Below are 10,763 nucleotides of genomic sequence, written 5' to 3'. Positions count from 1 at the left end.
TTCTCACCCTCCTCCAGGAGTTGGCGGACGACGTGGGAACCGACGTTTCCGGTGGCACCGGTTACCAGGATCATGGTTGAGATCTCCTTAATTTCGTTCTCTTTGTGTGAGCCGGGGGCCGGTCGGTGACGATCGCGTCACTCGACCAGCCGTCCGGTGGATTCGAGGTCAGCGGTAAGTTCCACGAGGCGCGTGGATCGTTTGCGCGGCGTCCTGACGACCATGAGGCGCCGGCGACCCGATCCCTGTGACATTGCGGTCTCCCATCAGGACGCACGCCGAACGGTTACCCCGGCGCCTTCGGGGCCGTCATGACCATGACGGAATGTGCGCAAGGAAGGTAACAACATGGCCGGATCAGGTCCGCACGAAGCACTGGCGGGAGCCTTCGAACAGCAGCGCGAGCGCCTGGTGGCGGTCGCCTACCGGATGCTCGGGTCGCGGGTGGACGCCGAGGACGCGGTGCAGGAGGCGTGGATGCGGCTGGCGCGGCAGGACGCGGCCGCGATCGACAACCTGGCCGCCTGGCTGACCACGGTGGTCGGCCGGGTCTGCCTCGACGTACTGCGCTCGCGCACGACCCGGGCCGAGCTGTCGTACGACGACTGGCTGCCCGAGCTGGTGGTGACGGTGGACGGCGGGCCGGCACCCGAGGAGGACGCGATCCTCGCCGAGTCGGTCGGGCTGGCACTGCTGGTGGTGCTCGACACCCTCACGCCCACCGAGCGGCTGGCGTTCGTCCTGCATGACCTGTTCGCGGTGCCCTTCGCCGAGATCGGCGAGATCATCGGCCGGTCCACCGACGCGACCAAGATGCTCGCCAGCCGGGCCCGCCGCAAGGTGCAGGGCACGTCGCGGCCGGAGCAGGAGCCGCGGCGGCAGCGCGCCGTGGTCGACGCCTTTCTTGCCGCGGCGCGCGACGGGGACTTCGAAGGGCTCGTACGGCTGCTCGATCCGCAGGTGACCTGGCGCACCCACCACCCGCAGGGCGTGCTGACCACGGTCGGGGCGGCCGAGGTGGCTGGTCCGGTCCTGCGCGGCATCCGGTCGATGACCTCGGCGCTGGCGGTTCTGGTCAACGGCGAGCCCGGGTTCGTGGTCTGGGGTGCGAAGGGCAAGGTGCTCGGCGTGGTGGGGTGCACCGTGGTCGACGGCCGGATCGTCGAGCTCCTGACGGTGAGCGACCGCAAGCTCCTCGACGCCATGGGTCTGCCCGCGCGACCCGAGTAGCGCACGTCTGCCGCATGGGTTGTTACGTCTTGGCGGGGGGCTTCGTCGTAGTGGTGCAAGCATCCGAAGACGAAGGAGATCGAGATGGAAACCCGGATCAACTGGATGGGCACCGAGGTCGGGGCGAAGTGGGCCAAGTACATCATCTCGTCGAACAAGGTCATCACCGACTCGGCACTGCCGAAGGCGGTGCAGGAGCTGGTGAAGATCCGCGCCAGCCAGATCAACGGCTGCGGCGGCTGCCTTGACATGCACACCAAGGACGCCGCGGCCGCCGGCGAGAGCATGGTGCGGATCAACCTGGTCGGGGCATGGCGGGAGACGACCGTCTACACCGAGGCGGAGCGGGCGGCGCTGGAACTCACCGATCAGGGCACCCGCCTCGCCGACTCCAGCGGCATCACCGATGAGGCGTGGGCGAACGCAGCGAAGCACTTCGACGAGGATCAGCTGATGGCTCTGGTGGCCCTGATCTGCACGATCAACGCCTTCAACCGGCTGAACGTGATCACCCGGACGCCCGGCGGCGACTACCAGCCCGGACAGCAGTTCATCTGACGCCGACATTCCCCCTCAGGCTCTCAGGCGGACCCGGGACCCCGGGTCCGCCCCGCGGCCGCCATCCCCAGACACTCTGCCAAAGAGAAGACTCATGAACATCGCACTGTGGATCATCACCGGCCTGCTGACCGCCCTCTACCTGTTCTCCGGCTTCGGGAAGCTGTTCGTGCCACGGGAGAAGATGGCCCAGATGGCCAACGCCGCACGCTGGGTCCTCGACTTCAAGTCCGGCACCCTTAAGGCCATCGGAGCGCTCGAGGTCCTCGGTGCCGTGGGCCTGATCCTGCCCGCCTTGCTCGGCATCGCGCCGGTACTGGTACCGCTGGCGGCTAGCGGCCTGACGCTGCTCATGACCGGCGCCGTGATCATGCGGATCCGCCGTGGCGAGACCAAAGCCGCGCTGGTGGACGGGAGCTACCTTGCCCTGGCCGCCTTCATGGCGATCGGCCGCTTCACACTGGAACCCTTCACCGGCTGACCAGCCCGTCACCCGGGCGGGATGCGGGCCGCGATCCGCTCCTGCGGGTGGGCGCACTCGCCGAACGGCAGCGACAGGGCAGGGCGTGCTCGATGAGCTTCACTCTTCGTTCTGCTGTCCACGTCCGTCCGGGCAGTTCGTTCGTGGTGCTCGTGCTGCGCTGCCCTCGTGGATCCGTCTCTTGCGATGTCAGAAACATTATCCCCAGCAGACGCGAATATCTACCGTGCCGACAACAGATTTTCTGCCAGTCGCGGGCAAGAAGTAGCCCCTGCCCCGACATGATCGATGCCAGAGCGGGCAGAGCCCCAGGCAGTGAGGTGATGGCGATGGGCGAGCACGAGCACGGCCAGGTCCAGATCCACGGACGGATTGACGGGCAGAGCCAGTGGCGGCGTCACGGGCAGGGGAACGGGCGGGGGGATGGGCTGGCGATCGTGATGGTGTGGCAGTCCACGGTCTGCCCGGTGATCGCTCTGCGGGGCGAGCTGGGCGCGGCGACCGTCGCCGATCTGGTGCGTGAGGTGGACCGAGTCCTGGCCGGACGGCCCGCCGCGGTGGTGGTGGATCTGTCCCGGCTGGCGTTCTGCGACTTCGAAGGCATCGGCGCGCTGATCGGCGCGAACCGCAGGGCCCGGCAGCTCGGCGGCGAGCTGGTGCTGGCCGGGGCTCAGGGCCGATGCGCACGGCTGCTGCGCCGCACCGGCCTCGACCACGTCTTCCCCCAGCTTCCCGGCCGGGCCGAGAACGGCGACACGCAGGTGATCGGCACGTAAACCCGAGCCAGGCCAAGAATCACGACAGGCACGGCAAAGCCCGGCCCTGCCCCCGGGGCGGGCTGACGATCAGGGCGAGGCGCCAATCTAGACTCCGATCAGTGAACCCATCGACAACACCCCTGGCGGGACAGCGCACGGAGCCGTCCCGGTGATCACGGTCATCGTCTTCGGCATCGCGGCCGTCACAGCCCTGGAAATCACCCTGATGGTGGCGCTGCTCGCCATGGCCACCACCGAACTGGCCGCCATCCTGCGCCAACACGGTGTTCGCGGCGGACTGCGGCAGACGGCCGCGGCTGCGCGGGAGATCTGCCTGGCCGCCAAGATCGCCACCTACAGCGCCGTCGCGGATCGCTGGGCGGCGCGTTAGCCCGGGGCCGGTCGGGCCGGCGGGATCGCCCGGCCGGACCGCTGCCGTGCGGGAGCGCATGTGCAGCCGCAGCCGCGAGCGCCCGCCGGGGTGGTCGAGCAGGACCTGGTCGCACAACCGCCTGACCAGATCACCGGGCGCGTCCGCGCGAAGCGCACCGGATCCCGATCGGCGACGCTGAGCGGCTGGCCGCCGTGGCCGGCCTCGACCTGGACGCGATCTACGACGCCGCCTGCCCAAGAGCGTGTCCGTGCTGTACGGGCTGGCCGACGACGAGCTCGCCCTCGGCATCGAGGACGCGTTCGCCGAAGCCGTCGCTGACACCGTGGCGGCGATGGAGGAGTGGGCCGGCGATCCCGTGCCTGCAAATAGGCATGACGGGCCGGGCGACGGAAGGGAGGAGGGGGGCCAGAACGTCATCGATCGGTGGTACCCGGGCCAGAGCAATCCCCCCCGAACAGCTCCGCCGAACCCGGCCGGGCGCCCCGGACCCCCCACCGATTGTGCCAGTAAGGATGCAGACCACATACAAGGCGCGCCTGCCCACAGGGCGGCCAAGTCACCCCTCGTGCCCCGGGTCTTGACCGTCAGGTCGAACCCTGGCCGGCGCTGTCGAGGCCGACCTCCACCAGGACCGAGGCCTCCTTCGTAACACGCTCAAGCTGGCCAGTTACGAGGTTCAGCGCATGCTGTCGGCCAGCAGCTGGTCGACGCGGTCCGGATCGGCGCCAGTGGCGGCGGCGATCAGCGACACCAGACCGCTTACTGCGGAGATGTGCTGCCCGTACGGCGGGCCGATGCCCACGTGCGGGGCATCGGCGATCGGATCGTCAGGCAGATCGTTGCGCCACAGCTGCGCCCACCAGCTGCCGGTGCCCTCATCCCAGTCCCATACGCTGCGGTTCTCCCAGCCCTCCAGCAAAACTCCGAACGGTCCTGGACTCGGCATAGTGACTCAGCGCCCTCTCTTTATGTATGTCGGCAGGCTCGCAGGCCGGCCGATCTTACATGGGCCCTGAGCACATTCTCCGTGAGTTGATCCACGAAGGTGAAGGTCAGAGGGATGCAGTGGTGGGGCGCTAAGTCGTCCGAAAGACACAGGCACCGGCCCGGTGTGAAGCAGGACAGCGAGCGGTAGCTCCCGAAAGCGGCCGCTGACAGCGCCAGCCGCACCAGCAGCCGTCGCGGCCGCCCCGCCCGCCACTGCGCGCGGTACTGCGCCCAGCGCCGAGGCGCAGGCGCCCGATGCTCCCGGACGTGCCACCGGGGCCTCCCCAGGCTTGGAGCGCCTTGGTCAAACGCCCTCACCGTACGCATGCGTCACCGGCGTGGTCTGCAGAAACACCGGCCCGGCATGACAACTCGCAGGATCGGGGTGCTTACGGGCGTCGCAGGACGGTGGCGATGGCTTCTTGGAGGGTGGCATGGCCGGGCAGGAACCGGGCGACGCCGGTGACCTCGAGCACTCGGGCGGGGGCGCCGTAGGCGGCGGCCAGGTGCAGGCTCGCGCCGTCGGCGAGGCAGGCTCGGTGGCAGTCCAGCAGGAGGTGCAGGCCGGAGCTGTCCATGAAGGACAGTTCGGCCAGGTCGACGACCACGTGATCACCGGGACGGCGGGCCTGTTTCAGGTAGGAGGCCAGCTCGCCGCTGTTGGTGCGGTCGAGCTCGCCGGCCAGCGCGAGCACGCACACGCCGGCAGGTGCTGGTGATGCCGCCGCAACGCCGGGCTCATCGCGCGGGATCGCTGCGGCGGGGGACCGGCTGCCATGGGAGGCCCATGGCAGCAACGGTAGACCTCCATCGCGGCTGCGGACACCTGTGGTGAGAAGCTGAAATGTGATCACGAAGCGGGATCGCTCCCCGCCCGCCGGGAAGTGCTGCGGGTGTGCCTGGCCTGCCGGTCTGTCTGCCGGTCCAGACGCACGACCGTGGCGGGCCGGCCGGACATGTGCAGGCTCAGCAGGGAGCCCAGCTCGGTCTGTTCCACGGTGACCTCATCGCACAGGTGCTGGATGATCCACAGGCCGAACCCGTGGCTACCGGCCGGATCGACGGTGGCGGCGGCGAGGTGCTCAGGGGTCAGCGCGCCGCCGGTGTCCAGGACCTCCACGGTGACGCCGTGCTCGTGGCCGCGTGCGGTGATCAGGCCGGCCCGGCCGCCGTGGTCGAACACGTTGGTAACGGCCTCGTTGACCGCGATCACGAGGTCGTCCAGCCGCTCGCCGGTCAGTCCGTGGTGCCGGCCGTGAATGCGGACCAGGTCGCGGATGTAGCCCAGGTCGGGGCTGATGGGGCAGCGCAGCTCGAACTCCGTGTTCATGGTCGCCGGTCCGTGCCAGGGCCGGGGATGAGGGGAAGACGAGGCACGGGACCACTTGACCGCGTTACCAGCCAGTTGATCGTTAAACGGGTGCCTGGTCGCGTCGTACATGACCCGGGCGTGCTGACCTGGACGGCCGCCGGCCCACGTCCTTCCTGCCATGTCGAGCCTGTTGAGGGTGCGCGGAGGAGGGGTTCGTGAACAGCTTGCGCGGGAACCAAAGCCACAAAGTTGCTTTATGGAGTCATTTAGCTACGGAGGGTGGGAAGTCATGTCGGTGGACACGCCCCGGCGGATCGTCCTGGTGCGTCATGCCAAGGCCGATTGGGGCCAGGAAAGTGATCACGAGCGGCCTTTGGCCGAACGTGGCCGGAAGGAGGCGTTCGTCGCTGGCCGCTGGCTGGCCGGCGGGGATATCGCGCCTGACCTTGCACTCGTCACCAGTGCCGTCCGGGGCCGGGAGACCTGGAGGCTGATCGCCGCCGAGCTTTCGCAGCGTCCCCGGACCGTCTATGAGGACCGGCTGTATGAGGCCGGCACGGGTGAGATCATCACCGTGATCAACGAGACCTCCGAGGACGTTAGCGACCTGCTGGTGCTGGGCGGCAACCCCGGCATCCCCGCCGTGGCCGACGCCCTGACCGGCGAAGCCGAGGGTGACCTCCTGACCCGGATGAACCGGTCTGGGTTTCCGACCTCCTCGATCGCGATCCTGGCCTTCATCGGACCCTGGAAGGCCGTGGAACACGGGGTGGCAAGGCTGGTCAACTACTGGGCTCCACGCGACTGACCGGAGCGCAAGGCCACGAGCGCGATGGTCGGTGGGCGTTCACGACATTCCTCTCAACGCCGATAGCTCAGCGGAGGTCGACGTTCACGCCAGGCAGCTGTGACCGCGGCCGCCGCCGCCATCAAGGTGGTCGGCACGGCCCTGCGCACGCACGGCACACGGTGACCGCCGAGCAGGGACCCGCGCCTCCTCCTGGCGCCAAGGTGTCCGGTCCCAGCCGGCGCAGTTCGGCGATGCTGCGGTCGACCAGCTCGGCGTCGTCGCGCCGGGCCCCGTCCGGCTGGTGAGCTTCGGCGCACGGGCGCAGCCGCACGGCCAGCCGGTCCAGGGCGCCGGGCGGCCACCGGTCGAGGTACTCGCACGCGTGATGGCCGCTGCGCTCCTGCCACAGGTAGGCGGTGCGCCAGGCGCAGTACAGCATGCTCAGCTCTTCGATCACGTCCCAGTGCCGCGGCCAGCAGGGCGCGATCGCTCGCTGCGCGGCCGGCCAGGCGAACAGCACATCGCCCGACCCAGTCGGCCAGCTCGGCGAGCCGGTCCGCCTTCTGCCCGTGGGTCATCTGAGGCCAGCACCACGGCCGCGGCGGATCACCGCCCTCCCCCGGCCTGCCCCGGCCGCCTGCAGCTGCGCGACCGCGGCCCCGAGCAGGGCCACGTGCTCGCCCAGCTCGACCACCATCGCCCGCGTCTCGCCCAGCTCGCCGGCGTCCAGGTCGGTCACGGCTCGCCCCCGCCCGACGACGTGGTGGACGTGGGCCCGCTGCTGGGCCCGCCGGTAGTTGTCACGGACCATCTTGATGAGGCCGCCCCACCCCGGAGACCCTCACGGAGCGGCTGACGATGCTGCCCAAGCTGGAGAAGGCCTCCAAGCTGCGAGTGATGCGAAAGCGCTCGACGTCCTGCTCGGCCGCCGCCACCTGCTCGTGGAGCTCCTGCAACCTGCCCGCGCCACTCCGACCGCACCTGATCAGGCCTACTCAAGAACGGGCTCCGAGTGGTCCGCGGGTTAGCTTCCCGGCACTGATAGTGGGGCCGATGCGCTTGGTCCTGGCATCGGGCAAGATCACCCCATGCGCCTGACTCCCAACCCCCTCGCCCTGCTCTTCACCGCGGCCACCGGACTCGCTTCGCTCCTGACGCTCATCGAGGCGAGCACTCCCGGCCTGTCCTACTGGGCATTGGCACTGGCGCTGTACTGGCTGGTACTCGCCATCGCCATGGCCTGGTTCGTACGGATGTTGGGCCCTGGCGAGCGCCGGCGGGCGTGGAAGCCCTGGATGTTCGTCCCAGTCGCACTGGCGCTGGGCACCGTGCTGCTGGTCAAACTCGACGCGCCCCTTCACGCGCGCTTCGCCCTGTCGGAGCCGAGCCTGGAGCGCTACGCCCGTTCGGTGCGCGATGACTATGACAGCCGTCGGTGGTGGGGCCTGTATTGGGTGGACGATGTGGAGAAAATCCCTGGGGGAGCGAGGTTCATGGTCACCTCGCTCACCATGAATTGGAAGAGCTACGGCTTCGCCTACATCCCGGATCGGGTACCGGGCCCAGAAGAGGGAGTGTATGAACACTTCAGGGGCCCTTGGTACATCTGGACCGACGGACCCTGAACCCCCGATACATGACCTCCCGGTTCCACGCAGCTGCGTGCCGCGCCCAGAGCGCTATTAGTACATGAAGGCGCCAAACAGCTGGGAAACGATCAGTCATGTTGCGGGAAGCGATCATCACCATGACGACTCGGTGCAGGCCACCCCTATTCGTGAACACCCCCCATGGCGCAGCCTGGCCGACGTGGAACTGGCCACCGCTGAATGGGTGGCTTGGTTCAACAGCACCCGCCTGCACTCAGCCATCGGGCACCTCCCGCCCGAGGAGTTCGAGGCGATCTACTACGCTCAACACCACCCCAACGAAGCCCTAGCAATCACACCTAAAGTGTCCACCAACCAGGGGGAAGTACCCTCCGCGCAACGCGCGGCTATATCCGGCGAGTCCCCGTGCAGCACCTCGCCGCCGGGCCGGAATTCCTCAGCGTGCACGGCCAGCGCACCGACACCGATCACCGGCGTCAGCGGCCGGGCACACGGAAACCCGCGCTCGGCCAGCCGGGCCTGCGCAGCAACACACGATGCCGCCCGGCCGTCGTCGGCACGTGCCTTGACTACCACGTCCCGGCCACCGGCCAACCGCAGACCGAACACCATCGAGACCTGTTGGGACCGGAACAGCACGTCGGCGGGTTCGCCGCCCAGATGGTCAAGACACCAAGCCGGCAACCAGTTCGGCAACTCGTCCAGCGGCACGCTCATGACTGTGCCATAGGTGCCGAACCCAGCGGAAGCGAGGGGTGTGGGCACAGGTGGCGAGGCCAAGGCTCCGCTTCGCCGGCATTACTTGCTGATATCCCAGGCGCACCAGCCAGATCGACCTCGTCCCTGACGGGATCGTCGACCGGTTGTGCCTGCTCGGCTCGGCTCCGCGCTCGCTGTCACCCGATGCCTACACAGGCCGTGAGGTCGGCCCCGAGGAGTTCAACCTCGGCTGGAGCCCTCCCATGCTCTCCGCGGTCCTGGCGGCGGCGGCGATCGCACAGATCTGGGGCGTGCTGCGGCTGGCCCCTGGTCTGGAGGTCGCGCCCTCGCCGCGCGTGGCCCGCCTGCTGCTCCTGCAGCCGGTCTGGTATGCCGCCTACCTCGCGGTGTGCTCGTTCGATATCTGGTTCACCTCGGTCACGACACGTCCCGCGACTCCGGACGAAGTGGCCTGGGGCGGCATGCCAGAGGGTCTGGTGAGGGATGCGTGGAGCATGCTCCTGTCCGTCGCGATCACCATGGCGGTCATGAGCGCTGCGATTGTTGCCATGGGCGTGGCGGCGCGCCGTGGCAGCGCTCGGTTGCGGGTGCTTACGGCGATGGTGACCCCGTTCAACATGCTGGGGCTGACGGTTCTCGCAGCTGCGGGCCCGCTGGGGCCAATCGGGCCGTACCCGGGGGTGACGGCCGAGATCCGGCCCGTCTGGCACGTCCCCTTGCTCACCGCGCTCGCCGGCGGCGCCATGATCTCCTCCCTGTACGCAGCGAGGCGCTCGAGACGAGCACGCAAAGCCTCTCGGCCCCAGTAAGAAATAACCCCTGAGTTCCCAGCCATCTCTACCGCCCCTGTTACCGCCTTTCTGGGCCTGGGAGCTGGAACTTTCCGCCTTCTCAAGTTCGATCACGTTGAGTCGATATAGCTTCACTCTTCGTGAAGCTCTGTCGATACGGCCGAGCTGCCTGCCGCTCAAGTGAAGGCGAGGAGGCCGACGTTGGGTCTGGCGGTGGTGAAGGATCTTCGGGTGGCGCGGGCCCCGGCCACCGCCGAAGACGTGGAGGCGCTGGAGACCGACCTGCTGGCCGGGTTCGTGCTCGCGCGGGCGGCGGCGGGATTGTCGGACGGGACGATCTCCTCCGACGTGATGCACCTGGAGCAGGTGCGTGCCTGGTTCGGCCGCCCGCTGTGGGAGATGGAGCCCGCCGACGCCGACGTGTACTTCGGCAACATGCTGCGCACCACTGCTAAGGGCACCCGGTTGTCACGAGCGCAGGCCTTGAAGACCTTCTTCCTGTTCCTGGAGTTGCGGCACAAGGTGGAGATCCACCAGATGACCGGCCGTGTGGTTGAGTGCCCGATCGACGAGATGAACCGGCCCCGCGGCCGGCAGGAGGCCCGGCTGCGGATCCCGCCCAGCGCCGAGCAGGTCGGCCGGTTATTCGCCGGCTGGCGCGAGGACCTGGCCACCTGCCGCAAGTTCGCCCCGGCCGCGCGTAACTACGCCGCCGCCAAGCTGATGAGCGAGGTCGGGCTCCGGGTGAATGAGGCATGCAAGCTCGACCTGGCCGACATCAAGTGGGGCCTGGGTCACTTCGGCAAGCTGCACGTCCGGCACGGTAAGGGCGCCCGTGGCTCCGGACCGCGCGAGCGGATGGTCCCGCTGATCAACAACGCAGCGGCCACGCTGCGCTGGTTCATCGAGGATGTGTGGGGCCACTTCGATGACGACCATGCCCGCCCCGGCGTCCCTCTGCTGCCCTCCGAACGCAAGAACACCGACGGCAGCGCCGCCCGCGTCGGCGACGAGACACTCCGCTCAGCGCTCGCGACCAGCGCCGAACGCCATCTGCCGGACTGGCCCGATGTCCTCACGCCGCATGTGCTGCGGCACTTTTGCGCTTCGGAGCTCTATCTGGGCGGGATGG

At 68.7% G+C, this 10,763-nt stretch carries 16 protein-coding genes and 2 pseudogenes; 11 read left to right on the top strand and 7 right to left on the bottom strand.

Going from position 1 to position 10,763, the window contains the following annotated elements; all coding sequences use genetic code 11:
* A partial coding sequence (locus AB0J69_RS60690) for an NAD-dependent epimerase/dehydratase family protein (protein WP_364136886.1) occupies positions 1–74 on the bottom strand: 74 nt, incomplete at its 3' end.
* Between the two features lie 274 nt (positions 75–348).
* On the opposite strand from AB0J69_RS60690, the gene AB0J69_RS60685 reads away from it, so the two are divergent.
* From AB0J69_RS60685 to AB0J69_RS60660, 6 genes and pseudogenes are all read left to right on the top strand, one after another.
* Positions 349–1,230: a sigma-70 family RNA polymerase sigma factor gene (locus tag AB0J69_RS60685; RefSeq protein ID WP_364138217.1), complete on the top strand. Its 882-nt coding sequence runs from the start codon at positions 349–351 to the stop codon at positions 1,228–1,230.
* 84 nt (positions 1,231–1,314) lie between these two features.
* A complete protein-coding gene (locus AB0J69_RS60680) occupies positions 1,315–1,788 on the top strand; it encodes a carboxymuconolactone decarboxylase family protein (protein ID WP_364138214.1) in 474 nt (157 codons plus the stop codon).
* Between the two features lie 94 nt (positions 1,789–1,882).
* Entirely contained in the window at positions 1,883–2,269 is a 387-nt protein-coding gene (locus AB0J69_RS60675; RefSeq protein WP_364138211.1) for a DoxX family protein, read from the top strand.
* Between the two features lie 329 nt (positions 2,270–2,598).
* Positions 2,599–3,045 (top strand): STAS domain-containing protein, encoded by a 447-nt coding sequence (locus AB0J69_RS60670; protein ID WP_364138208.1) that lies wholly within the window; start codon positions 2,599–2,601, stop codon positions 3,043–3,045.
* A gap of 151 nt (positions 3,046–3,196) precedes the next feature.
* Complete coding sequence (locus tag AB0J69_RS60665) at positions 3,197–3,418, top strand: hypothetical protein (RefSeq protein ID WP_364138205.1); 222 nt, start codon at positions 3,197–3,199, stop codon at positions 3,416–3,418.
* 211 nt (positions 3,419–3,629) lie between these two features.
* Positions 3,630–4,070: pseudogene (locus tag AB0J69_RS60660) on the top strand (relaxase domain-containing protein); the annotation flags it as partial.
* 27 nt (positions 4,071–4,097) lie between these two features.
* Here AB0J69_RS60660 and AB0J69_RS60655 read toward each other — a convergent pair.
* From AB0J69_RS60655 to AB0J69_RS60645, 3 genes are all read right to left on the bottom strand, one after another.
* The gene (locus AB0J69_RS60655; RefSeq protein WP_364138202.1) at positions 4,098–4,340 is read right to left on the bottom strand and encodes a hypothetical protein; all 243 of its coding nucleotides are present in this window, start codon (positions 4,338–4,340) and stop codon (positions 4,098–4,100) included.
* Positions 4,341–4,797: 457 nt separating this feature from the next.
* Positions 4,798–5,109 (bottom strand): STAS domain-containing protein, encoded by a 312-nt coding sequence (locus tag AB0J69_RS60650; protein ID WP_364138199.1) that lies wholly within the window; start codon positions 5,107–5,109, stop codon positions 4,798–4,800.
* A 149-nt stretch (positions 5,110–5,258) separates the two neighbouring features.
* Positions 5,259–5,738: an ATP-binding protein gene (locus AB0J69_RS60645; RefSeq protein WP_364138196.1), complete on the bottom strand. Its 480-nt coding sequence runs from the start codon at positions 5,736–5,738 to the stop codon at positions 5,259–5,261.
* A 271-nt stretch (positions 5,739–6,009) separates the two neighbouring features.
* Between AB0J69_RS60645 and AB0J69_RS60640 the strand changes: the two genes are divergently transcribed.
* Entirely contained in the window at positions 6,010–6,528 is a 519-nt protein-coding gene (locus AB0J69_RS60640; RefSeq protein WP_364138193.1) for a histidine phosphatase family protein, read from the top strand.
* A gap of 121 nt (positions 6,529–6,649) precedes the next feature.
* On the opposite strand, the gene AB0J69_RS60635 is transcribed toward AB0J69_RS60640, so the two are convergent.
* Together AB0J69_RS60635 and AB0J69_RS60630 are read right to left on the bottom strand one after the other, a co-directional pair.
* Entirely contained in the window at positions 6,650–7,030 is a 381-nt protein-coding gene (locus AB0J69_RS60635) for a hypothetical protein (protein WP_364138190.1), read from the bottom strand.
* Between the two features lie 54 nt (positions 7,031–7,084).
* On the bottom strand, positions 7,085–7,321 hold the full coding sequence (locus tag AB0J69_RS60630; protein WP_364138187.1) for a hypothetical protein: 237 nt from the start codon (positions 7,319–7,321) through the stop codon (positions 7,085–7,087).
* Between the two features lie 277 nt (positions 7,322–7,598).
* On the opposite strand from AB0J69_RS60630, the gene AB0J69_RS60625 reads away from it, so the two are divergent.
* The gene (locus tag AB0J69_RS60625; RefSeq protein ID WP_364138184.1) at positions 7,599–8,135 is read left to right on the top strand and encodes a hypothetical protein; all 537 of its coding nucleotides are present in this window, start codon (positions 7,599–7,601) and stop codon (positions 8,133–8,135) included.
* 163 nt (positions 8,136–8,298) lie between these two features.
* Positions 8,299–8,427, top strand: a pseudogene (locus AB0J69_RS60620) (integrase core domain-containing protein); the annotation flags it as partial.
* On the opposite strand, the gene AB0J69_RS60615 reads toward AB0J69_RS60620, so the two are convergent.
* On the bottom strand, positions 8,424–8,837 hold the full coding sequence (locus tag AB0J69_RS60615) for a hypothetical protein (protein WP_364138220.1): 414 nt from the start codon (positions 8,835–8,837) through the stop codon (positions 8,424–8,426). The pseudogene AB0J69_RS60620 and the gene AB0J69_RS60615 overlap by 4 nt on opposite strands.
* 146 nt (positions 8,838–8,983) lie before the next feature.
* Between AB0J69_RS60615 and AB0J69_RS60610 the strand changes: the two genes are divergently transcribed.
* Both AB0J69_RS60610 and AB0J69_RS60605 read left to right on the top strand, forming a co-directional pair.
* A complete protein-coding gene (locus AB0J69_RS60610) occupies positions 8,984–9,649 on the top strand; it encodes a hypothetical protein (protein ID WP_364138181.1) in 666 nt (221 codons plus the stop codon).
* A gap of 243 nt (positions 9,650–9,892) precedes the next feature.
* A partial coding sequence (locus tag AB0J69_RS60605) for a tyrosine-type recombinase/integrase (RefSeq protein ID WP_364138178.1) occupies positions 9,893–10,763 on the top strand: 871 nt, incomplete at its 3' end.

Source organism: Nonomuraea sp. NPDC049709 (assembly GCF_040674815.1).
In the GTDB taxonomy this organism is placed as follows: Bacteria; Actinomycetota; Actinomycetes; order Streptosporangiales; family Streptosporangiaceae; genus Nonomuraea.
This window is presented reverse-complemented; position numbering and strand designations above follow the sequence as displayed.